This window comes from Paenibacillus cremeus (assembly GCF_007786445.1).
Lineage (GTDB): Bacteria > Bacillota > Bacilli > Paenibacillales > NBRC-103111 > Paenibacillus_G > Paenibacillus_G cremeus.
This window is the reverse complement of sequence record NZ_VNJI01000063.1, coordinates 1-22,051: the sequence shown is the minus strand read 5'-3', so window position 1 is coordinate 22,051 and position 22,051 is coordinate 1. Positions and strand designations below refer to the sequence as shown.

The 22,051-nt window shown below is 55.9% G+C and carries 19 protein-coding genes and 1 pseudogene; 13 read left to right on the top strand and 7 right to left on the bottom strand.

The features are described 5' to 3' along the window. Positions 1 to 47: 47 nt before the first annotated feature. Positions 48 to 671: a MerR family transcriptional regulator gene (locus FPZ49_RS31095; protein ID WP_186446210.1), complete on the bottom strand. Its 624-nt coding sequence runs from the start codon at positions 669 to 671 to the stop codon at positions 48 to 50. A 155-nt stretch (positions 672 to 826) separates the two neighbouring features. Between FPZ49_RS31095 and FPZ49_RS31090 the strand changes: the two genes are divergently transcribed. After that, on the top strand, positions 827 to 1,369 hold the full coding sequence (locus FPZ49_RS31090) for a DUF1697 domain-containing protein (protein ID WP_144854234.1): 543 nt from the start codon (positions 827 to 829) through the stop codon (positions 1,367 to 1,369). 110 nt (positions 1,370 to 1,479) lie between these two features. Here FPZ49_RS31090 and FPZ49_RS31085 read toward each other — a convergent pair. Next, a pseudogene (locus tag FPZ49_RS31085) lies at positions 1,480 to 3,567 on the bottom strand (ABC transporter ATP-binding protein). A gap of 33 nt (positions 3,568 to 3,600) precedes the next feature. Continuing rightward, positions 3,601 to 5,346: an ABC transporter ATP-binding protein gene (locus tag FPZ49_RS31080; protein WP_144854233.1), complete on the bottom strand. Its 1,746-nt coding sequence runs from the start codon at positions 5,344 to 5,346 to the stop codon at positions 3,601 to 3,603. A gap of 500 nt (positions 5,347 to 5,846) precedes the next feature. Here FPZ49_RS31080 and FPZ49_RS31075 point away from each other — a divergent pair, with 500 nt between their 5' ends. From FPZ49_RS31075 to FPZ49_RS31040, 8 genes are all read left to right on the top strand, one after another. After that, entirely contained in the window at positions 5,847 to 6,806 is a 960-nt protein-coding gene (locus FPZ49_RS31075; RefSeq protein ID WP_144854232.1) for an alpha/beta fold hydrolase, read from the top strand. Between the two features lie 167 nt (positions 6,807 to 6,973). Continuing rightward, complete coding sequence (locus FPZ49_RS31070) at positions 6,974 to 7,384, top strand: GntR family transcriptional regulator (RefSeq protein WP_144854231.1); 411 nt, start codon at positions 6,974 to 6,976, stop codon at positions 7,382 to 7,384. Further along, complete coding sequence (locus FPZ49_RS31065; RefSeq protein WP_144854230.1) at positions 7,359 to 8,246, top strand: ABC transporter ATP-binding protein; 888 nt, start codon at positions 7,359 to 7,361, stop codon at positions 8,244 to 8,246. The genes FPZ49_RS31070 and FPZ49_RS31065 overlap by 26 nt, the downstream gene beginning before the upstream one ends. Continuing rightward, on the top strand, positions 8,236 to 9,417 hold the full coding sequence (locus FPZ49_RS31060; protein ID WP_144854229.1) for a hypothetical protein: 1,182 nt from the start codon (positions 8,236 to 8,238) through the stop codon (positions 9,415 to 9,417). The genes FPZ49_RS31065 and FPZ49_RS31060 overlap by 11 nt, the downstream gene beginning before the upstream one ends. A 75-nt stretch (positions 9,418 to 9,492) precedes the next feature. After that, entirely contained in the window at positions 9,493 to 10,230 is a 738-nt protein-coding gene (locus FPZ49_RS31055; RefSeq protein ID WP_144854228.1) for a glycerophosphodiester phosphodiesterase, read from the top strand. A 54-nt stretch (positions 10,231 to 10,284) separates the two neighbouring features. After that, positions 10,285 to 11,724 carry an aspartate ammonia-lyase gene (gene aspA, locus FPZ49_RS31050; RefSeq protein WP_144854254.1) on the top strand — a complete coding sequence of 480 codons (1,440 nt, stop codon included), beginning with the start codon at positions 10,285 to 10,287 and terminating at the stop codon, positions 11,722 to 11,724. A gap of 139 nt (positions 11,725 to 11,863) precedes the next feature. After that, positions 11,864 to 12,622 (top strand): cyclase family protein, encoded by a 759-nt coding sequence (locus tag FPZ49_RS31045; protein WP_391563890.1) that lies wholly within the window; start codon positions 11,864 to 11,866, stop codon positions 12,620 to 12,622. A 9-nt stretch (positions 12,623 to 12,631) separates the two neighbouring features. Continuing rightward, complete coding sequence (locus FPZ49_RS31040) at positions 12,632 to 13,960, top strand: MFS transporter (protein ID WP_144854227.1); 1,329 nt, start codon at positions 12,632 to 12,634, stop codon at positions 13,958 to 13,960. A gap of 19 nt (positions 13,961 to 13,979) precedes the next feature. Here FPZ49_RS31040 and FPZ49_RS31035 read toward each other — a convergent pair whose 3' ends face one another. Together FPZ49_RS31035 and FPZ49_RS31030 are read right to left on the bottom strand one after the other, a co-directional pair. Further along, positions 13,980 to 14,840, bottom strand: a complete 861-nt coding sequence (locus FPZ49_RS31035) for a phytanoyl-CoA dioxygenase family protein (RefSeq protein WP_186446209.1) — start codon at positions 14,838 to 14,840, stop codon at positions 13,980 to 13,982. Between the two features lie 139 nt (positions 14,841 to 14,979). Then, positions 14,980 to 15,831: a helix-turn-helix domain-containing protein gene (locus FPZ49_RS31030; protein ID WP_144854225.1), complete on the bottom strand. Its 852-nt coding sequence runs from the start codon at positions 15,829 to 15,831 to the stop codon at positions 14,980 to 14,982. A 287-nt stretch (positions 15,832 to 16,118) separates the two neighbouring features. Here FPZ49_RS31030 and FPZ49_RS37130 point away from each other — a divergent pair, with 287 nt between their 5' ends. Further along, entirely contained in the window at positions 16,119 to 16,577 is a 459-nt protein-coding gene (locus FPZ49_RS37130) for a hypothetical protein (RefSeq protein ID WP_261381706.1), read from the top strand. A gap of 25 nt (positions 16,578 to 16,602) precedes the next feature. Then, on the top strand, positions 16,603 to 17,232 hold the full coding sequence (locus FPZ49_RS31020; protein ID WP_144854224.1) for a GDSL-type esterase/lipase family protein: 630 nt from the start codon (positions 16,603 to 16,605) through the stop codon (positions 17,230 to 17,232). A 52-nt stretch (positions 17,233 to 17,284) separates the two neighbouring features. Here the strand turns inward: FPZ49_RS31020 and FPZ49_RS31015 are convergent, their stop codons facing one another. Together FPZ49_RS31015 and FPZ49_RS31010 are read right to left on the bottom strand one after the other, a co-directional pair. Beyond that, positions 17,285 to 18,091 carry a histidinol-phosphatase gene (locus FPZ49_RS31015; RefSeq protein ID WP_144854223.1) on the bottom strand — a complete coding sequence of 269 codons (807 nt, stop codon included), beginning with the start codon at positions 18,089 to 18,091 and terminating at the stop codon, positions 17,285 to 17,287. A gap of 7 nt (positions 18,092 to 18,098) precedes the next feature. Continuing rightward, positions 18,099 to 19,001, bottom strand: coding sequence for a LysR family transcriptional regulator (locus tag FPZ49_RS31010; protein ID WP_144854222.1), 903 nt, complete (start codon positions 18,999 to 19,001; stop codon positions 18,099 to 18,101). 274 nt (positions 19,002 to 19,275) lie between these two features. Between FPZ49_RS31010 and FPZ49_RS31005 the strand changes: the two genes are divergently transcribed. Together FPZ49_RS31005 and FPZ49_RS31000 are read left to right on the top strand one after the other, a co-directional pair. Next, positions 19,276 to 20,844 carry an MDR family MFS transporter gene (locus FPZ49_RS31005; RefSeq protein WP_144854221.1) on the top strand — a complete coding sequence of 523 codons (1,569 nt, stop codon included), beginning with the start codon at positions 19,276 to 19,278 and terminating at the stop codon, positions 20,842 to 20,844. A gap of 18 nt (positions 20,845 to 20,862) precedes the next feature. Further along, the gene (locus FPZ49_RS31000) at positions 20,863 to 21,423 is read left to right on the top strand and encodes a PadR family transcriptional regulator (RefSeq protein ID WP_144854220.1); all 561 of its coding nucleotides are present in this window, start codon (positions 20,863 to 20,865) and stop codon (positions 21,421 to 21,423) included. Positions 21,424 to 22,051: the final 628 nt, after the last annotated feature.

The window sequence follows — 22,051 nt, the reverse complement described above, 5'->3', positions numbered from 1 at the left end:
GGAGGCCAGTGGAACATGGGCTTAGGACTTGGGATGTTGTTTTGAGATCATAGCTGGAACAGGCTCGCCAGCATGCTTTTGCGCTTGGGCGGTTTGGGCATCGAGGCGATCGAGGCGGCGACTTCGGCCTGATGAAGGAGGGACGTTAACGATCGTTGCATGCCTTCCAGGCTTTGAGACAGGATTTTGACCTGCTTGGACAATTCATCGATTTCATTGCGGTGCTCCAGAATTTGCAGGGTGACGACATCTTCGGCTTTTTGCGACAGGCTGTATTCCACTCGGGTAAGCCGTCTTGTAAGCTCACGGAGTGCGTCGTTCAGCTGCGGTGCAGGGTTGGGAGGATGAATGGCTGCGGATTGGGGTTCGGATGCTTGGACGGCTGTGGATGCTGCCGGAGCGGACGGCGGAACGGGCGATAGCGCTGGTGATGGAGAAACAGCGGAAGGAGTGGCGGCGAGGCTTTGGTCCTCCTCCAGGACGATTTGGCTTAGGATCTGCCGTTTTTCCAGCTGCTCTTTAATAAAGTTGAGCGCCTCCAGGTCGTGATCCGTGAAGACATAATGTCCCTGGTCATCCTTTGAAAACCGGCTTTGAAAATGAGATGCCCACCGCTTAATTGTTGTGGGGCTGACATTCAAGGCTTGGGCGGCTTCCCTCGTCGTATACATCGTCTTCAACCTCCTTGAAGAATCATTTTGAAGAAAATATTCGCTGCCAAAATCCATTCCCCTGCAAGGGTGACAAAGGTAGTCAGCGTTCGCCAAACAAAGTGGAAAAGCTTATTTTATCGGCAAAAGTCGTAAGGTGTGAAGCGAGGGATATCATGCTCCAGTATATTGCATTGCTGCGCGGCATTAATGTCAGCGGGCAAAAGATCATAAAGATGGATGCACTGAAGGCGATGTTCGAGTCCATGCCATTCCATCACGTGCGAACGTACATTCAAAGCGGCAATGTGATGTTTGATGCGGCGGAGACGGACGCCGAGCAGCTTCGTGCGTCGATTGAGGACATGCTGAAGCAGGCGCTGGGCTATGCGGTGCCCGTGATCGTCCGATCGCTGACGGAGCTTGAAGAGGCGATCCGGGTTTGTCCTTTTGAGGTGAGCCAGCTGCGGGAGGGCGAGAAGGTGTATGTTACGTTTTTGGCCCAGCCGCCTGCGCTGGAGGCGATTCAGAAGCTGGAGTCCTATCGAAACGAGGTGGACGATTTCCAGGTTCGTGGCAAGGACGTGTATGTGCTTTGCCGTGGAAACTATGGCCGGTCGCAGTTCTCCAATACGTTTCTGGAGAAGAAGCTGGGGGCCGCTGCGACTACGCGGAACTGGGACACGGTTTTGAAGCTGGCGGAGATTAGCCGAGATTAGAGGCGCGATGAAAATAGGAAACCCAGCCTCGTGACCATGAGATGCTCTCAATGGACAGAGGCTGGGTTTTGAAGTTAGCGTGTCTGATCGCGATGAGCCAGCCAGCTTCGCTAAGCGAGCGCTTTTCTCGCCGCGGGAGCGGCTGCTGGTGCACTGGCTTCGGCAGCTGTGATCGTCTCGCCTGCCTGGAGGCGGTACATCTGGTGGTACCGGCCGCGGAGCTGCATTAGTGTATCGTGGCTGCCGCGCTCCACGATCCGCCCGTGGTCGAGGACCAGAATTTGGTCCGCGTTCTTGATGGTCGACAGCCGGTGGGCGATGACGAAGGTGGTACGGCCTTTCTTCAGCACCTCCAACGCGGCTTGGATGACCGCTTCGGTCTCGGTGTCGATGCTGGCGGTCGCTTCGTCCAGGATCAGAATCGCCGGATCGAAGGCCAGCGCCCGCGCGAAGGAGATGAGCTGCCGCTGGCCGGCGGACAGTGTGCTGCCTTTTTCGATGACCGGCTCGTCAAGGCCTCCCGGCAGGGCGGCGAACATATCGTAGGCGCCGACGTCGCGCAGCGCTTGCTCCACCTTTTACCGGGAAATAGCCGGGTCGTCAAGGCTAACGTTCGAGGCGATCGTGCCGGTGAACAGGAACGGATCCTGCAGCACGATGCCCATATGCTGGCGGAGCAGCTGTCTTGGGATGTCGCGGATATCTCGCCCGTCGATCCGAATGCAGCCCTGCTGCGGGTCGTAGAAGCGGAACAGCAGGTTCAGAATCGAGCTTTTGCCGGAGCCGGTATGGCCGACGAGCGCTACGGTCTCCCCTTGCTTTGCCCCGAAGGTGATGTCCTTTAGCACCTTTTCGTCAGCTTTGTAGGCGAAGTGGACGCCTTCGAACGATACATCGCCGCGGTAGCGCTCAAGCCGGCCGGTCGCCACATCGGTGCCATCCTCGTCCAGCAGCTCGAATACCCGCTCGGCAGACACCATCGCCGTTTCGAGGTTGCTCAGCTGGTTGACAATCCCGACAATCGGCTGAAACATGCGGTTCATATAATCCACGAATGCGTAGAGCACGCCCACGGTCACCAGCGTCCCTAGCCAGCCGGCGCCGAACAGCCAGATCACGCTGATAAAAATCACATTGCGAAACACGTTCACCAGATTGTGCGAGGTAATGGAATTGAGGCTGAGCAGCTTATTTTGAAACGCGAAATGCTCCCGATTGAGCCGCTTGAATTCCTCCTGTGTATGCGTTTGGCGGCGGAAGGCCCGGATGATCGGCAGCCCCTGAATCGCTTCATTGATCATGGCGTTAATGTCGGAAAGCCGTGAGCGAATCTCATGGTTATACTTGGCGGCAAAACGTCGGTACACGATAATCCACACATAGGTGATCGGCAGCATCGGCAGCGCGAGCAGCGCAAGACGGGCATCGAGCAGGAACAAGGCGCCGAGGATGGCGATCATGTAGATCGTACCGGAAAAAAAGTTCGCCAGCACCGCGACATACAGCTCCCGGACGGATTCCGTATCGTTGGTGATCCGGGAGACGACTTTGCCGGCGGGGAGGTTATCAAAGTAGTGGATCGGCAGCCGCTGGACATGGGCGAACACGTCGGTTCGCATCCGGGCGATGATCCGGTTGGCGGACGTTTGCAGCAAATACCGCTGCCCATACGTAAACAAGGCGCTTAGCACGATCAGCCCAAAGCAGCTGGCCGCGAGCAGGAGCAGCGTTCGAAACTCCGGCCGGTAAAAGGCATACAGCTCCTCCAGACTCAGCTTCTGCACGGAGTAATCGGCCTGCTGTCCGCTAGTGCTCACAGTCAGTACACCGCCGTTCACACTGCGCGTGCCGTCAAATCGAAGCGGCTCCCCCACAAAATAATAGCTGCGTCCCACCTGCAGCACGCGCACCTCCGGCCCCTTGGCTTCATCAGCTTTCCAATGGTCCGCTCGTTTGTACCGTTTGCCGTCATACAAGACAGCATTCTTATCCTGATTCTCACCAGCTCCGGCGGTCTCATACCAAGGGTACTCAATCCCAAGAATGTTACGGTCGATCATCTGCTTCGCAATGTACGGACCCGCAAGCTCGGCGCAGACGGCGAGCGACAGCAGCACGAGAGCAAGCAGAATCGGCCTTCGAAACAACAACGCATATTGAAACAGGCGCAGGCCTGTGTTTTTCTTCCTAGCAGTCATAGTGAAATATTCACCTACATTTCTTTAAAAAGTTTAGAGCGCCGCTTCCAGCTGCTGCCGGTCGTACTGCGCTTTGTACCAGCCGCCGAGCTGCAGCAGCTGCTCGTGCCTTCCTTCCTCCACGATACGGCCGTCCTCCAACACGATGATCCAATCGGCATGCTGCACCGCAGACAGCCGGTGGGTCGTGATCAGCGTCGTCCGGCCCGCACGCTCCCGGCGGATGCCGCTCAGGATTTCGACCTCGGTCTTCGCATCCACAGCGGAGAGGGCGTCGTCCAGCAGCAAAATTTCCGGATTGGCAATCAGCGCCCGGGCGATCGACACGCGCTGCTTCTGACCGCCGGAGAGGGCGACGCCCTTCTCGCCGACCAGCGTCTCCAGACCGTCCGGCAGAAACTGGACGTCCTTGCCGAAGGAGGCCAGCTCCAGCGCCTGCTGCAGCTGCTCCTCGCCGGCGCCCTCCGGGCCGCCAAACAGGATGTTCTCGCGGATCGTCTTCGAGAACAGCACCGGCTGCTGCGGCACATATCCGATCCAGCCGTGCAGCTGATCGAGCGACAGCCGGTCGACCGGGACGCCCTCGATGGTCAGCGATCCGGCACCCGCAGGCGGATACTCGCGCAGCAGCTGCCTCAGCAGCGTCGTCTTGCCGCTGCCGGTCCGTCCGACGATGCCGAGCATTTGCCCGCGTTTCAGCAGGAGGGAGAGGTCGGACAAATTGTCCGTGGTCGAAGCGGGGTAACGGAAGGTGAGGCGGTCGAAGACGATTCGCTCCGGCGACGCCACCGGTTCCGGCTCTGCAGGGCTTACAACGTCCGGCGCATACGCCAGTGTGTCGTTAACGCGGTCGAGCGAGGCATTGCCGCGCTGCATAATGTTGATCAGCTCGCCGATGGCGAACATCGGCCAGATCAGCATGCCGAGAAAGACGTTGAACGAAACCAGCTCGCCGAGCGTGATTTCGGAATGAAACACCAGATACGCCCCGTAGCACAGGCCGATGAGGTAGCTGATCCCGACCAGCACCTTGATGGTGGGCTCGAACAGGGCGTCGATGCGGGCGACCTGCGTGTTTTTCTCGTTCACATCGGCGGTAATGCTGCCGAAGCGGCTCTGGCTGGCGTGCTCCTGCACAAAAGCGCGGATGACACGCACGCCGCCGATCGTCTCCAGCACCTGGTCGTTCATCACGCCGAAGGCGTCCTGAGCCGCCGTAAAGCGCTCGTGAATGCGGGAGCCAAACTGCTGCATCAAGATCGCCATGACCGGCAGCGGCAGCAGAGAGGCGAGCGTCAGCTTCCAGCTGATGAGACACGCCATGGTGATCAGGATCGTCAGCATGAACAGGCTGGAATCGATCAGCGTCAGAATCCCAAAGCCGGCCGTCACGGACACGGCGCGAAGATCGTTCGTCGCCCGCGCCATCAAGTCTCCGGTCCGGTTGCGCTCGTAGAACGTCGGCGTCATCCGCAGCAGATGCTTCATGAAGCCCGACCGCAGGGAGCGCTCCAGCACGAAGGCGCCGCCGAACAGCTGGTACATCCAAACATAGGTCAGCAAGTAGCCGACGACTGTCAGCGCTCCCCAGGAGGCGATCACGCGGTACAGCTGCATCCCGGACAGCGTGCCTTGATGGAGGCCGTCGATGGAGTAGCCGATCAGCTTCGGCGGAATCACATCGAGCACGCCGACGAGCGTGAGCAGCAGGATGGCGGAGGTATATCGTTTCCAGTGGGCGGCGAAAAACCAGCGTAATTTTTTTAATACGATCAACATGGGGGATAATCAACTCCTTTTTTCACAAATCACAGATCACGAATAAAAAAAGACATACCGCTCGTAAGCGATATGCCTTCAGCTCCCCCAGCCAGGGCGGAGCATGACCCTTCGTGCCTGAGCAGCGGACAAACGAACCCGCAGAGAGGCCGAACAGCCAAAAAAGGCGCACGATTACGAGGTGCGTAACCGATGCGCCGTCAATCTTTCAGAGGGACGGGAAAATCACATCAGGAGGGTTACGCAATCCGCAGTATGCAGTTGTACCGACACCATAACCATATGACGATGGCGATCAATCCGATGGGCTGCTGTATTATGCATCGCGTAACCAATTCCTCTCTTGGAAAATATCTACAAGGGTTACTTTATCACTGGGGCGAAAGGAGCGTCAACGGAAAGAATTTTTTTAATCAACTGCCTGTCCAGGGATATAAACGGTGCTATAATGGGTGTCGTAAAAGGATTTTCAACTAAATCTTGGAAGGGTGAGTTTTGAAATGCCGTTACTGGATATGCCGCTGGCCAAGCTCAAGGAGTACGAGGGACGCAATCCGCGACCGGACGATCACGCCGAATACTGGGAGGCTGCGCTCGAGGAAATGAGGCAGACCGATCCGCAGGTGGAGCTGGTGCCTGCCGAGTTTACGGTGCCGTACGCGGAGTGCTTCGATCTGTATTTCACCGGGGTTCGCGGTGCACGTATACATGCTAAATATATTCGCCCGAAGGGGACGGCCGAGCCGCATCCGGCCGTGCTTCATTTTCATGGCTATACCGGTCATTCCGGGGATTGGCACGATAAGCTGCAGTACGCCGCGCTCGGATTTTCGTTTGCAGCGATGGACGTTCGCGGACAAGGCGGGCGCTCCGAGGATACCGGCGGGATCAAGGGGACCACGCACCACGGTCACTTCATCCGAGGGTTGGACGATAAGCCGGACAATCTGCTGTTTAGACACATTTTTCTAGATACGGCGCAGCTGGCAAACATCGTGATGGGCTTCGACGAGGTCGATGCCGACCGGGTGGCATCAACCGGCTGGTCGCAAGGCGGCGCGCTGGCGATCGCGTGTGCGGCACTGGAGCCCCGGATCAAGAAGGCGGCGCCGGTGTACCCGTTTTTGAGCGACTACAAACGCGTGTGGGAGATGGATCTGGCGAAGGACGCGTATGCGGAGCTGCGTACGTATTTCCGCCACTTCGATCCGCAGCACAAGCGCGAGGACGACATTTTTACGAAGCTGGGCTATATCGATATTCAGCATCTGGCTTCCCGTATCCAGGCCGAGGTGCTGATCGGAGTAGGGCTGATGGACAACATCTGTCCGCCGTCCACGCAATTTGCCGCCATTAACAAAATGACCGCCCCTGTGCAGCTGGAGATTTACCCGGATTTTGCCCATGAGCAGCTGCCGGGGATGCACGATAAAATTTTTCAATTTCTTAAGACTTTATAGCTTGTTTATAAAATTAGCCGGTGGCCTGAACATAGGTCTCCGGTTTTTCTTTTTCCAAGAAAAGGATTGACAGGATGTTCCAGTGCATATAATGTACTAAGTGTCCTATGAGTAGTAATACACATAATGTTATGTCTAGGCTCAGGATGAAGGGAGAGGATGAGAGCTTGCTTATACATATCGATGAGCGCAGCACCACGCCGATCTGGGAGCAGATTGTGCAGCAGCTGAAGGAGCTCTTGCTCAAAAAAGTGCTCCAGCCCGGAGACAAGCTGCCGTCCGTCCGCGAGCTGGCCTCGTCGCTGCTCATCAACCCCAACACGGTGAGCAAAGCGTATCAGGAGCTGGAGCGGCAGAGAATCATCGAGACACGCCGAGGCAAAGGGACCTTTATCACCGAGACCGTGGTGCCGCAGGGAAGCGAGCAACAGCTGGGAGACATTCGGCAGGCACTGAAGATGCTGGTCATAGAATCCTCTTACCTCGGGGTAAGCCGGGACACTTTGGTGCAATGGATCGACGGCTATTTGAACGAATTGGGAGGCGAGAGCCATGCTAACCGTCCGCAATCTGACTAAAGCAATTGACGGAAAGACGATTATTGAGAGAATTAGCTTTGAAATTCACAGCGGGACGATTACAGGGCTTGTCGGCCGCAACGGTGTGGGTAAATCGACTCTGCTGCGGCTGCTCGCAGGCATTCTGGACCCCGATCAAGGGGAAGTACTGCTGGACGGCGTGAATCTGACCCAGCATCCGCTGATTAAGATGAGCATGTATTACGTGCCGGATTCGATCAGCATGTTTAACGGCTATACGGCTAAGGAGCTGGTGAAGCTTCATCGGCATATGTACGAGCCGTTCGACGAGCAAGCGTTCTATGCCTGGCTGGACAGGTTTCAGCTGCCGGCGAATCGGAGTCTCCGGAGTTTTTCCAAAGGCATGAAGGCGCTGCTGTCCATAATACTGGCGCTGTCAACACGGGCTAAGCTGATTTTGCTGGATGAACCGACCAACGGGCTTGATGTGATTGTGAAAAAGCAGATCATGCAGCTGCTGATCGAAGAGGTGTCGGAGCGCCAGATCGCGCTACTCATTTCCTCCCATCACCTGCAGGAGCTGGAAAAAATAGCGGACGTCGTCCTCATGCTGAAGGATACGACGATCGAATCCGTCCTCCGTATCGACGAGGTGAAGATGACGTTCAAAAAAGTGCAGGTGGCCTTCGCCGATATGGGCGCTATTCCATTGGGGCAATTGGCGGATGTGGAGGTGCTCTCGCAGGTCGGCCGGGTAACGACGCTGCTTTTGAAGCGTAATGCGGCGCAAACCCTCGAGCTGCTGCAGCGCCTTGAGCCGCTGCTGCTGGAGGAGCTGCCCGTGACCATTGAGGATTTGTTCATCAGCACCTTAGGAGGCGGAGACCGGTATGTTTCATAAAGGCTTATGGTATCAGCATGTCAAGCAGACCAAATATATTCTTTGGGCCTTCTGGCTGGTGGCGGTGTATGCTGGGTTCAAGCTATATGGCCATGCCGGCGAGGTGGAGTCCAATGTGAAGTATGCCTCGGAGCATGGCTCAACGTGGCACTATTATTTCGGCGTTGATTTGGACCTGATCTCTCTGCTGCAGCTCATGCTTTGTATCGGACTTCCAGCCTTTCTCGTCGGCTTTCGCCGTGGGAATCAGAGCTTGGAATATACGTACGCTATGCCTGTGAAGCGGGAGCATCTCTTTTTATCCCAATGGGCACTCGGCATGGTCCACATCATCGGCTCGGTCACGCTCGGAGTGCTTATTCAGCTGGCGGTTGTTCATACGACGATTTTGAGCCAGTATATTCCCCGCACCTTATTGGGGATGTACTACATCCATCAGCTGTTGATCTTAAGCGGGGTGTTCAGTTTATCGCTGTGGCTGGGGCTGGTCAGGGGCAGCTTCATTGCCCAGGCGGCGTTCGGCGTAATTGTACTTCTGCTTCCGTTCGGGCTGTTAGGAATGCTTCGGGAGGTGGTTTCCCTGCATTATTTTGCGCTTGGGAGAACTGATCTGCATGAGGTGTGGTTTTTTGGTCAGGCAACCAGCTTTGCCTTTGAAAATCTTTCATTCCCGATTAAGCTAATTGATATTCGGCGCATGTTTTCGCTTGCCACCGATGTGGCCGCCTATGGAGATGTGGGTCCTCCGAAGGAGTACATGGACTACACGCGCCAGCTGTATTTTGGCTTGTGGTCGTTTTTGATCCCGGTGTGCGTTACGGCAGCCAGTGTTTGGGGGATGCTCCGAATGGCGCGAGCCTCCTGGAACGAACACAACGGGAAGCTGCTGCTGCATCCGCGCCTGCGTCCGTTGTTGACCACGGGAGTGCTGCTGTGCTCGTTTTTGTTCGGAGGCATGGTGGTGGAGCATATGCTGGGCCGTCATTTTTATGATGGGAATGGACCACAGACGACGTACGATGTCACGAATCTCCTGATCTATTACGCGGCTGCGATCGTTTCTATGGCGCTGGCGTATGTGATCGTGCGTAGAATGCTGGGGATGAAGCTGCTCAGATGGACGCGATTAAAGCGTTTGCAAAAAACGCTCGTCGACCGAATGCAAATCTAGTATAATGTGAAAGCGATATTTTCGAATGTCGCTGCATTACGGTTGCCAAACTCAAAAAAGCAGGTGAGCTGCCACATGACGTTACCGTTCATCACGGCCCATACGGGATGCATGAACACACCGGACAACTCGGTGGAATCGTTAGAACTAGGCCTCCGTTCAGGGGCCGACATTGTAGAAGTGGATATCGGAGCGACGAAGGACGGGGTAGCGGTGCTGCTGCATGACAGCGAAGTGCATCTGGCTTCCCGAGGCGTATGCAAGCTGTCGGAGCTGACATTCGAGGAGCTGCAGTCCGACGAGATCATCGACAAGCACGACGGCCGGAAGAGCCGGATTGTCAGCTTGGCGGAAATTTTACCGATCGTGAAGGCCAGCGGCAAGCGCGTCAATCTGGATTTGAAAAGCGATGCCTGCATCGAGCCGATGGCGAAGCTGGTCCTGGCAGAGAACATGCTTGATCAAGCGTTTCTGTCGGGAACGGAAGCGGCCCGGGCGGCTTACATACAGAAGCACCATCCCGAGATTCGGAAGGTGCTGAACGCGAACAGCGCGCTGTTTAAAGAAACCGATTATATGAGCGCCGTGAAGCAAACGATCGAGGAAGCGCTGGCCGCCTCCTGCATCGGAATTAATATCAATTATAAGCTGTGCCGTGCCGAGCTGGTGGAGGCTGCGCAGTCGGTTCAGCTGCCGGTCTACGTGTGGACCGTGAATGACGAGGAAGAGATCAAACGGATGATCGGGCTGGGCGTGCGATCCATTACGACGCGCGACGTACCGGCTGTGATTCGGGCGTTTCAGTCCTATTAAGCCGCAGAATGGAAGGTCCCTGGTTGGGGAATATTGTAATAAAACGACAGCATGATGAGCGAGAGGACGACAATAATGCGGATAGAGAAAGATTTTTTGGGCACCAAGGAAGTACCGGTCGATGCTTATTATGGGATTCAGACGCTGCGCGCCGTAGATAATTTTCCGATCAGCGGCTATCGCATCGATGAGCAGCTGATTCGGGCGATGGCGATGGTGAAGAAGGCGGCCGCCGGTGCCAATCACGAGATCAAAAGGCTGCAGCCGCAGCTGGCCGAGGCGATTATCCAAGCGGCGGACGAAATCATCGCAGGGCAGTGGCATGATCAATTTATCGTAGATCCGATTCAGGGGGGCGCAGGCACCTCGATCAATATGAACACGAACGAGGTCATTGCCAACCGCGCTTTGGAGCTTCTGGGCAAGGAAAAAGGCAGCTACTTCGAGCTCAGCCCGAATACGCATGTCAACATGGCGCAGTCGACCAACGACAGCTTTCCTACAGCGATCCATCTGGCGGTGCTGACGTCCATCCGCAAGCTGCTCGCAACGATGGAGGAGCTGCACGGGGTATTCGAGAAGAAGGCGCAGGAGTTCGACGGCATTATCAAAATGGGCCGAACCCACCTGCAGGACGCGGTGCCGATCCGGTTAGGCCAGGAGTTCGAGGCGTACACCCGCGTGCTGGGACGCGATATTAAGCGGATTAGGCAAACGCAGGAGCATTTGTACGAGGTGAACATGGGGGCCACGGCCGTGGGCACGGGGCTCAACGCGGAGCCGCTGTATATTGAAGCCGTCGTCCGGCGGCTGGCGGAGATCAGCGGGTTCCCGCTGAAGAGCGCCGAGCACCTAGTTGATGCCACGCAAAATACCGATGCGTACACGGAGGTCTCGGCAGCGCTGAAGGTGTGCATGATCAACATGTCGAAGGTGGCGAACGACCTACGTCTCATGGCCTCCGGTCCCCGGGCGGGGCTCGGTGAGATCAGCCTGCCGCCGCGTCAGCCGGGCTCGTCGATCATGCCGGGCAAGGTGAACCCGGTCATGTGCGAGGTCGTCAATCAGGTGGCGTTCCAGGTCATCGGCAACGATCATACGATCTGCCTGGCGTCCGAAGCCGGTCAGCTGGAGCTGAACGTGATGGAGCCGGTGCTGGTCTTCAACCTGCTGCAATCGCTCAGCATGATGAATCAGGTGTTCAAGGTGTTCCAAAAATATTGCCTCGAAGGCATTGAAGCCAATGAGCAGCTGTGCCGGGAATACGTGGAGAAAAGCGTCGGCATCATGACCGCGCTCAACCCGCATCTGGGCTATGAAGTGTCGGCCCGGATCGCCCGCGAAGCCATCGTGAGCGGCAAATCGCCCCGCGAGCTCTGCTTGCTGTACAACGTGCTGACGGAAGAAGAGCTGGATCAAATTCTTGATCCGTACCAAATGACGCAGCCCGGCATAGCCGGAAAAGCGCTGCTGGAGCGGAGCGGGGTTTCATAAGCTGGAAGGTAAGCGGCTGTTTCATGCAGGGGGATTCCCGGGCGTGAGGCGGCTTTTTTTTGCGTACGCAGGTCCTTGGCGGTTGGAACGATATGGTATACTTGAATCGAATGGGAAGATGATGAGGAGGAATCCGCAAGTGAAGCTTATCGACTTAAGCGTGCCGATCAGTCCACGCATCCGCGAGCCGCTGCCGGCCGCCATCGACTATGCCAGCCATGAGGCCGGGGCGCAGCAAGCGGCAGCCATCCTTGGCCTGAAGCCGGATGATTTTCCGGAAAGCAGAGCATGGGCCACGGAAACGGTCACGCTGAATACGCATGCAGGGACGCACGTCGACGCGCCATGGCATTACTGGCCTACATCGGAAGGAAAGCCGGCCAGAACGATCGACGAGCTGCCGCTCGAATGGTTTTACTCTGACGGTGTGGTGCTTGATTTTAGTGCGAAGCCGCCGGGCTATGAGATTACGACGGACGATCTGATCACCGAGCTGGACCGGATCGGCTATACGCTGAAGCCGCTGGATATCGTGCTCATCCGAAGCGATGCGGACAAACGGCTGTACCACGAGCATTATGCGTTTCTTCACGCCGGGGTGTCGGCCGAGGCAACGCTGTGGCTTTTGGATCAAGGCATCAAGGTGGTCGGCACGGACGGCTGGGGCTGGGACATCCCGCTCAACCTGCAGGCGGATGCTTATAAACAGCAGCCGAGGGAGGGTGTCCTGTGGGCAGCGCATTTTGTGGGCAAGGACCGGGAATACTGCCAGATCGAGAAGCTGGCGAATTTGGATCAGCTTCCGAAGCCGTTCGGCTTCAAAGTAAGCTGCTTCCCTGTCAAAGTGGAAAAAGCCAGTGCCGGTTGGGCTCGCCCGGTCGCCATCGTGGAGGAATGAGGTGACGCCTTGGTTCGTCATTTGATGGATACGCTGTCGCCCTTGCGCAATCGCAATTTTCGAATCTATATTAGCGGGCAGGGCGTATCGATGCTCGGTAACTGGATGCAGGGCACCGCGCAGGCTTGGGTCGTCTGGCGGCTCACCGGCTCGACGGCCGCGCTGGGAATCGTAGCGATGCTGAACACGCTTCCCGTGCTGCTGCTCGGGCCGTTCTCCGGCGTGACGGCTGACCGGCTCGACCGCCGGAGGCTGCTCATTTATACGAATCTGCTGGCCATGGTGCTTGCCGTCGTCCTGGGGACGCTGGTCCATACGGGAGCGGTTCGGTTGTGGCATGTCTATGTATTGGCGGGCATATTGGGGTGCGTAAATGCGCTTGATATCCCGTCGCAGCAGGCATTCTTGGGCGACTTATCCGGTGTGGAGCAAGTGCGCAAAGGCTTCACCTTGAACGCGATTATGGAGCAGGTGACGCGGGTAATCGGGCCATCCGCAGCCGGCTGGATGATCGGCAGCTTCGGGGAAGCGCCGGCTTTTTGGCTGAATGGATTGAGTTATATCGCGGTGCTCACGAGTTTGTTCCTGGTCAAAGCTTCCCAAGAGCGGCAGATCAGCTCCAGCAACCCGCTATCGGATTTTCGCGCTGGTCTTGCTTTCGTACGGAGAAAGCCGCGAATTCAGGAGCTGATCGCGTTTACAGCGATGACGACCCTGTTCGGCTTCGTCAATACGCAGCTCTTCCCCGAAATTGCGGATCATCTGCTGCACGGAGGACCGGAGACGCTGGGGACGATGATGGGGACGTTCGGCGCAGGCTCCTTCTTCAGCGCCTTGGTGCTCACGCCGCTGCTTCAGCAGGTGAAGCGGACGGGATGGGTGCTGTCGGCCGTCATTGCTTGGACCGGCTTGTGGTTCGGCGTGTTTTCGTTCTCCACCTGGCTGCCGTTTACGCTGCTGGCGATTTTCTGTGCCGCCTTTGCCCAGCCGGTGGTGCTGACGACGGTGAAAGGGCTGCTGCAGGTGCTGGCGCCGCCCAATATGCGAGCCAGGGTGCTGAGCCTGCAGGTGATGATCGCCGTAGGCGTACAGCCGCTGTCTTCGCTGACCGTCGGGTTTGTGGCCCAATTCGCAGGCTCGTCCCACGTTATTCGGACCAATGGCCTGCTGATGATCCTCTCGGCGATTCTTATTCTTGCGCTTCGCCCGGCGCTGCGCGTCTGGAGCCCGCAGGAGGAACCCTTAACAGAAGAACCGGCTGCGGTCGAAGCCGATCCATCCAGATCCTTGCTGCAGCCAAACGAAAATGAAAAAAGCAGGCTACGAGTTCATTCGTAGTCTGCTTTTTCGTATGAGTCTAGCACTCGGCTCCAGTCATCTCATTCGTGTAGATGCGCTTATACTCCTGCGGGCTGATCTTCTCCGCAGAGACCGGCGCATAGTGAAGCTGTAGGGCGCGGCGGCGCTTCGTCGAGAAATTCGGCGGTGTCCCGTGGTGCAGCATGCCTGAGAAGATCAGGACGCCGCCCGGCTTCAGAGGCACGGCGACATCCCGTTCCACGTGTACGGACGCATCGCAAAGCTGCCAGTCCCGCACGGCATAGTGCGGTGCGCCGCCTTCGCGGTGCGAGTACGGGATGACGTGCATACAGCCGTTATCCAGCTCCGCCGGATCCAGCGCAATCCAGATCCCGATGACGGGGCGGTCATAAGCCAGGTTGCCGTAGGCCATGTCCTGGTGCCACGGCTTCTCTGCTCCCCCGGTCGGCGGCTTCAGGATCGCTTGATCCTGTACGACCTTTGGCTTTTCCGCGAACAGCTTCTCCATCACCCCGAGGATGCCCTCCTGGTGAGCGATGTTCCACAGGCGAGGCTCATGATCGATATAATCGTGCACCTTGCGGGCGGCCAGCTCGACCTCCTCGAACGTTTTCAGCTCGCTGCGTTTTTTCACTAATTGAACCTTCGACCCCTGCGACTTACCGGACAAAATGTCCATGATCGCCTCGATGGAGGTGCTGACTTCATCCTCGCTCAGTGCTTGCTCCACCACCAAGTAGCCCTGCTCCCAGAACTTTTTCACATCGGCCTCGGACACATCCTGCAGCGTCGGAATCCGATCCTCGGCGATTTGGTCAAAGCGGTACATCGAATCGGCGATATCATGCGCCAGCTTGACCTTATCTTCGGTGTCATAAGAATACAACGGTGAGCTCATTCCCATTCCTCCTTGTTGCTAAGTCGAATATCAACTATTGTTAGCGGTTTCAGCTATATCTGTATCTTACACCCGCAAAGGACAGAGAGAGAATGGAGCGAAGCGTCGATTCTTTATACTTACCCGTATATTTTCAAAATCAGTGATGCGGCCGAGAGGGGAGCGAGCTCAGGGCATAGGCGGAAGGCGGCGCGCCATAATGCTGCTTAAACTGCTTGCTGAACAAAAATACGGTCGAGTACCGCAGCGCATCGGACACCTGAGACACATTCATCGACGTCTCTGTCAGCAGGTGCATAGCTCGCTCCATCCTCACCTGAGTCATGTAGTGCTTGAGCGAAACGCCGGTATAGGCTTTGAACAGCTTGCTTAAATATGCCGGATTCAGCCCGACGAGCTCCGCCAGCTCCTCTAGCGGGAATCGATGGCCGGCGCCCTCATGGATGCGGTGAACGACTCGCCGAATCGCCTGCGCCTGCTTTTTGGATACGGCGGCATGGGAATCGGAGCGCTGCTGCGAGCGGAACAGAGCGATCAGGATCTGCTTCAGCAGGCAGTCGAACTCCTCCTCCGCCCAGAGCGGTTGCTGGTAGGAGCATTCCAGCGTGCGATGAAGCAGCATCTCGAATTCGTGCGTATCCTCCACATACACGACCCTCTCATGAAGCAGCTCTACCGAAGGTTCGCTCCCACCGAGCCCAAGCGCATCTGCCATACGAAAATGGATAAAAATCACCGTCAGCCGGTCCTCCAAATTTTGCTCAGCGTGCGGCTGATCCCCAGGGTGGACTACAAAGCATGCGCCTTTGCGGGCCGGGTAGCTCCTCTCACCAATCCGCATCGTGCCTTGACCGGAGACGACATACCAGAGATCGTAGTCCGCCAGCGGCGCCGGATGCCAGTTCCAGCCCACTTCACAGCGCGCCTTGCCCCGCTGCTTCGAATCGATGAAGCGTTTTCCTGTCAGCGGATATTGCTTTTCGTGTACCATACGGAAACGGGCCTCCACATTTATCACTTTACTTGGATTATAGCATGGCTGGGGCGCTCAAGGAGACATTTCTCGGGTGCGTCCTACGTCACTAAAGAGCAGCTGTACACCCATTTTCCGCGCCTCTGTTCACAGGCCTATAACCAATACAGGCGGTTTCACATACGCTAACAATAAATAGACAAGTCAGCGCGTCTCACGCCGATGCAGGTGTACCGTCGGGGAGTCCGGTCTCGGCGAGTGAGCCTGCGGGGACAGTGCGCCTATGCGAAAGGAAAGGGATGGGTATGAGCAAGAAACGGGCACCGTACACTCCATATCGCAATGTAGTAAGAAAGCCCCGGATCGCCAAGCCGAATCCATATTTAAACAATGTGGAGGTGCAGGGGCTGTTCAATCCTGGGGGAGGAGCGGGCCAGGCGGGCCCTGGAATTCCAGGCTTTGGAGGGGGAACGGCCGCGGGGCCAGGGTTTAGTGCCGGTGGAGCGGGAGCAGCGGCTGGAGGCGCCTCAGGCGGAGGATTTTCGCTGATTAAGAGTTTAGGCGGCTTGGACGGCATCCTCTCGACGATGAGTAAGGTTCAAAAGATTTATTCCATCATCAAGCAAATCGGTCCGATCTTTAAATTGTTCAGCAGCTTCGGAAGCTTGGGAGGCGGAGGCCTTGGCGGATTGCTGGGAGGAACGGCAAAAACAGCCAGTCTCCCCCCCAAGATGAGACGCAGCCGACCCAAAAAGCGGCGTTAACCACAGATGCGAGGAGGCGGCGCCTTTGCTGATCTATGTTGCAGCCGGAGACTCTCTCACGGCCGGCGTCGGCGCACAGTCTGGCATGGGACTTGTGCCCCAATACCGAATGCTGACGGCAAAGTATGCAGGTCAACATGTCAAAAGCAGTAACCACGGGATATCCGGAGCCACGACGGGGGATATTCTGAAGATGCTTCAAAAAAATGAGCGGGTGCGCAGCACGATGGCCGGAGCGGACATCATTACGCTCACTGCGGGCGGCAATGACTTAATCCAAGCGGCCAAGCGGTTCGCGTCGCATAAGGATATGAATGTGTTAGAGCAGGCGCTCACCAAGTGCCATGATCAATATGCCGACTTGATCGAGACGATCCTGAAGCTGAAAGGAAACCGGTCACGGCGGTACATCATCCGGGCGGCGGACCTGTATAATCCGTTGCCCGACATGGCGCTCGCCGTTCATTGGGTGCAGCGGTTCAATCAAAGCATCCAAAGCTTGGAAAATGACTATTTCAAAGTGGCTCCCGTGTACGCCTCATTCGCGGGGCGCGAACGAGAGCTGTTATCCTACGACGGCGTGCATCCGAACAGCCAAGGCTACCGGGTGATCGCCGAGCAAATGAGCAAGCTGGGCTACCGCCCGCTGCTCTAAACGAACACAAAAAGCCGGCTATCCGCCAAGGGATAGACCGGCTTTAAACATTTTATAACGGCACAGCCTGGGGCTGCTTTTCTTTAAAATAAAACCATTCGCGGTAGCCGATCTCCTTTAGCCGCTGTGCCACCTCTTCGAAATCGTCACCTACACGCTCCGGCTTATGCGCATCCGAGCCGAAGCTCACCTTCACGCCGTAATGATGGGCCCGCTCCAGCACCGCATCGATCGGGTACCAGCCGCCGCAGTCCTTCGTTTTGCCGGAGGTATTAATCTCGATGGCGATGTTGTGCTTGGCGATCGTTTGGAGCGTTTTGTCCACCGCATCCGTCTGAATATCGGCGAACGCCGGGTAAAAGCCGCGCATGGCGTCAATGTGCCCGAGAATTTGAAACATCCCGCTGCGCGCCGACTGCTCGATCAGGTCGTAGTAGAGCTCTTTTTGCTCGACCTTTTGGCGGTCCGTCAGGCCGTTCCAGCGCTTTTTGTTGAAAATGCTGACGCCGCCGGATAAGTGTACCGAACCGATAATATAATCGAATGGATAAGGCTCATACATCTTCCGATACAGCTCTGCATGCTCGGGGAAAAAATCTGACTCCACGCCAAGCAGCACATCGATGCGGCCCGCATATTCGGCCTTCAGCTTCAGCACTTCGTCGATATATCGCTGAAACTCGCTTTTGGCCATGGCGATGCCGGGCTGCTCGCGATCCTTCGCGCTGGCAAAGTACGGGGAATGATCGGAAATGCCGATCACCTGAAGACCGTGCCGAATACCGGCTTCGATGTAGTCCCGAATCGTTCCGATGGCGTGACCGCAGCGCTCATGATGGGTATGCAAATCGAATTTCATCGCCATTTCACTCCGATCCTATGAATTGAATCTCCTGCATGCCCTTGAGATCCAGCAAAAATTGATGCAGCGCCGAGCTCAAATACCGCCCGGATTTATAGACCACTCCTACAGGGTGGCTGATCTCGAGCTCATTGACCTTGACCATCTTGAGTGTGCCGAGCCGGAGCTCATTCTGGATCGACATCTTCGAGATGATCGCCGCGCCCAAGTTCAGCTCCACCATCCGTTTCACTTCCTCGCTGCTCGACAGCTCCATGACGACCTGGGGCGTAATATTGAGCTGCTTCAGAATCTGATCGACAAACCGGCGTCCGGCGGTTTCCGGCGACAGCATGATGAGCGGCAGCTCATGCAGCCTCTCGATCGGAATATGCGCGTACTTCGCCAGCGGATGGCTCGATGCGACCACCAGCTCGAAGGTGTCGTAGTACAGCACCGAGCTTTCGAGCGCCGGATGCTTGTCGAACAAATAAGTGATGCCGATATCGATCGAGCCATTCTCCACACTGATCATAATTTGCGAGGTGGTCATGGAATGAATGGTTGTTTTGATCAAAGGAAACTGGTTCTGAAAATACGACAGCACCCGCGGCAAAATCTGAATCGCAATCGAGGTCGTCGTTCCTAGATGAATATGTCCCTGAGGCGTCTGGTTCAAATCAGCCAAGCGCTGCTTCAAGTCTTCCACCGTCTGCAGAATCGATTCTGCATGCTCCAAAAAAACCCGTCCGCTGTCCGTCAGCGTGACTGGCTGGTTGCGATCGATCAGGACCGTCTTAAATTCATCCTCGAGGCTCTTGATTTGAGCGGAAACCGCGGGTTGTGTCAGGTTCAGAAGCTCGCCGGCCTTCCGGAAGCTCATCGTTTTGGATATGGTGATCAGCGTCTCCAGCTGATTCAAATTCACGCGCGTTCCTCCTCTCCCAAGCAGCAAAGAACGGTCGTTACCGTAGTATGAGTCAAAAATAAAAATTGATTAATCCAGTTAATAGAAATCGAATTTCTCGGATAATTCCATTATATGATACATAAGAAGATAGGGCAAACTAGCGGAAAGACGGGAATGGACGAGAACAGCGTAATTTTTTTGTTAAAAACAACACTCTGCATTGTCATTTACTCAAATTTGAGTATAATAATTTAAGTATTATAATTTAAGTAATTTGTAAAGGGGAAGAACAATGGCTCTAAAAAAATCCAACATTACATGGACTGTGGTCGGGCTCATGCTGGGGCTGCTGCTGGCCGCGCTGGACCAAACCATCGTATCCACCGCCATGCCTACGATTGTCGGAAAGCTGGGGGGACTCGATAAATACGTATGGGTATTCTCCGCTTACCTGATCGCTAACGTGGTCTCGATGCCGATCTTCGGCAAATTGGGCGACATGTATGGGCGTAAAACCTTTTTCCTGCTCGGTCTGGTCGTGTTCATGATCGGTTCCGCGCTCTGCGGTACGTCCACCACGATGACGCAGCTCATCATTTACCGCGCGATTCAAGGCCTTGGCGGCGGTGCGCTGATGCCGATTACGTTTGCAATTGTATTCGATGTATTTCCACCGGAGAAGCGAGGCAAGATGCAGGGGCTGTTTGGTGCGGTATTTGGCATCTCCAGTGTGCTTGGACCGCTGGCGGGCGCTTATTTTACCGATAATGTGGATTGGACGTGGATTTTCTACATTAACCTGCCGCTGGGGATCGTTTCGCTCATTCTGATTTCGTTGTTTTATCATCCGGTACTGCCGAACAACCCGAATCAGCGCATCGACTGGCTGGGGACGCTGGTGTTTGCCGCATCGGTCTTGTGCTTAATGTTTGGTCTTGAAATGGGCGGCAAAGAGTACGCTTGGGACTCCGGCATGATCATTGGTTTGTTCGTCGCGGCAGCCATCCTGCTGGTGTTGTTCTTACTCGTGGAGCGCAAAGCGGCTTCGCCGGTCGTTCCGCTTGGACTGTTTAAAAATCGCTTGTTCACCTCCAGCATGGGTGTGGGCTTCTTCTATGGCGCGCTGATGATGTCGGCAGCTACCTATATTCCGCTGTTCATCCAAGGCGTGTTCCAAGGCACCGCGACAAGCTCCGGCTTGGTGCTGACTCCGATGATGCTTGGCGTCGTGGCGAGCAGTATGATCGGCGGACGCTTTATCGGCAAAACGGCGTTCCGCAACATTATGCTGGTTTCCGTGCTGCTGCTGCTGATTGCTACTTCCCTGCTTGGCACGATTTCAACCGTTACGCCGCGCTGGGAGATTACGATGTTCATGATTTTGATGGGGCTGGGCATCGGAACGAGCTTTCCGGTTACCTCGATGTCCTCCCTGCATGGGGTTAGCCCTCAGTTCCGTGGAGTTGTTACGTCCATGACCGCCTTTTTCCGTTCGATCGGTTCGGCCGTGGGTGTCACGGTACTGGGCAGCGTGCAAGCTGCAGCGATGAAAAATCGTCTTGCCGAGCTGCTGCCGGCTCAAAGCAGCGGTGCCGCTCCGGCGGATGCTAGAGCGCTTCTGTCGCCGCAGGTGCAAGCGCACATTCCGCCTGAAGTAATGAGTAAGCTAATCGAAGGGCTTGCGGGTTCGATCGCATTTGTATTCAAGGTAACCATCGTGATTGCTGTCATCGCGCTGATCTTTATTCTATTGATGGGCAAAGCGAAGCTGGAGCTTGGCGGAGCCAGAGGGCCGCGCAAGGAAGGCGAAGGGCAGCCTGGGGGAGAGCAGGGCACTCCGGTACACACTCATGGGCACTAAGAAGGCAGGTGAACCGGCATGTCCATGAAGCTTGTCATTCTGGGCCTGCTGATGGAAGCGGACAGTCATCCTTACGAGATGCGGCACAAAATGAAGGACCGCGCGATGCTCAACTACATCAAGATGCAGGAGGGCTCGCTCTACTACGCCATTGATCAGCTGAAAAAATCAGGCTACGTCGAAGTGCTCGAGACAGTCAAAGAAGGCGGACGCCCCGACCGTACGGTGTATCGAATTACAGAAGCGGGCCGAAAGCTGTTTCAAGAGATGCTGATCGAGCAGTTCGCTTCCACTTCACCGGTGTTTCATCCGATGTACGCGGCGCTGGTGTTTGCCTGGAACGGCGATCAGGAGCAGATCCATAAGGTGCTGCAGAAAAAGCTGGAGGAGCAGCGGGCTCGAGTCGCTGTGATGGAGCGGATCTATGAGGAGCATCTGGAGATTGTGCCGCGCTGCTCCCTGCAAGTGATGAAGGGCCAGTGGGAGCACGCGATCGTGGAGCTGCGCTGGCTGGAGCGCTTGACGGAGGATGCAGCGCATGGGCGGCTGAACGAGCGGGGTACTCCGATCGAGTCGTAGGAGTTTTTGGAGCTTGGAGCTCATGCGATAGTTAGCATGGGCTCTTTTTTATGATGTGTGGTGATAGCGGAACTGTGTTCCGTAAATACGGGGAGTTGGAGCTGTGCACGAGAATAGCGGAACTAGGTTCCGTTATTCAGGGATCGGTATAGGTGTGAGCGGCAAAATCTTTGAAATAACGGAATGGAGTTCCGTTACTCGCTGCCGTGGTAGTTTTTCGGGAGGAATAGCGGAATGGAGTTCCGTTACCCTTCATTTTAGATAGCAAAAAAGGAGCCTGAAGGGCAATGTCATTTAGTTAAGCTCAAAGACTAGACTGGGTATAAAAATGTAATCCGAAACGGCATGGGACAAAGTCCTGTGCCATTAGTTTTTTTGGTTTAGTCAAGCAAAATGTGCACAGCAAACAAGCGGATGTCATATCCGCTTAAAAAATGTTCATTCGAAATGAATTATGCTACTCTGTAGACGAAGCTAACGGCTGATTTATAACGAATTTTGCGGATATTCAACTGTCCCGGTCGAAGGGGTCGAATCGGCAAAATGTTTTTGCGAATCAGCGCTTCAACATCGGACGGGGATCCATCGCCTCGAGAGCTCAGGAAATGTCTACAAACGTGAACGGCAA